Source organism: Paraburkholderia heleia NBRC 101817, from assembly GCF_000739775.1.
GTDB classification, from domain to species: Bacteria; Pseudomonadota; Gammaproteobacteria; order Burkholderiales; family Burkholderiaceae; genus Paraburkholderia; species Paraburkholderia heleia.
In genome coordinates this window covers 1-832 of record NZ_BBJH01000105.1, presented here as the reverse complement: position 1 = coordinate 832, position 832 = coordinate 1, and the positions used below count along the sequence as shown (strand labels likewise).

The window sequence follows — 832 nt, the reverse complement described above, 5'->3', positions numbered from 1 at the left end:
CTAGGGTCTGTTTACATTCGATGAAATGTGTTTACATCTTGTCTTTTGCGCGAGCAGGCCAAGGTGATCCGAACGTTATTGAGCGATGAAGTATGGGCACGAATCGAATCCGTCTTGCCCGGCAAGGAAGGCGATCCAGGCCGAACGGCGACCGACAATCGTTGGTTTGTCGAAGCTGTCCTCTGGATTGGCCGGACCGGTTGCCCGTGGCGCGATTTGCCGAAAGCGTTCGGCCGATGGCATACGGTGTACATGCGTTTCTCGAGGTGGCGTCGCAAGGGGGTGTGGGAGCGCGTGATCCACGCCCTGGCCGACGAAACCGAGATCAGGCATGTGCTGATCGATTCGACCATCGTGCGGGCACACCAGCATTCGTCTGGAGCTCGAAAAAAAACGGTCCACAAGCACTCGGCCGCTCGCGAGGTGGACTGAGCACCAAGTTGCACCTTGCCGTCGATGACGCCGGACGCCCCCTGCGGTTGATTGCCACCGAGGGACAAGTTTCCGATATTACGTGCGCGAATGAACTGGTTGAGCATTTGCGCACCGGTGCGGTCATCGCTGACAAGGGCTACGACTCGAACGCCTTTGTGGAGCGCATCCGCGCTACGCGTGCGAAGGCTGTGATCCCACCGCGTTCGAATCGAAAGACCAAGCGTCGCTATAGCCGTGTGCTGTATCGGACCCGCAACATCGTCGAGCGCTTTTTCAGTCGTATCAAACATTTTCGTCGTGTCGCCACTCGCTACGACAAGCTGGCAGGGAACTATCTCGCCTTTGCTTCGCTTGCCTGTGCCTTTGGACCGCTCGTGAGAATGTGAACAGAACCTAG

The 832-nt window shown here is 57.5% G+C and carries 1 pseudogene; it reads left to right on the top strand.

The annotated features are described in order from the left end of the window. Positions 1-27 precede the first annotated feature (27 nt). Positions 28-821, top strand: a pseudogene (locus BHE01S_RS37545) (IS5 family transposase). Positions 822-832 lie beyond the last annotated feature (11 nt).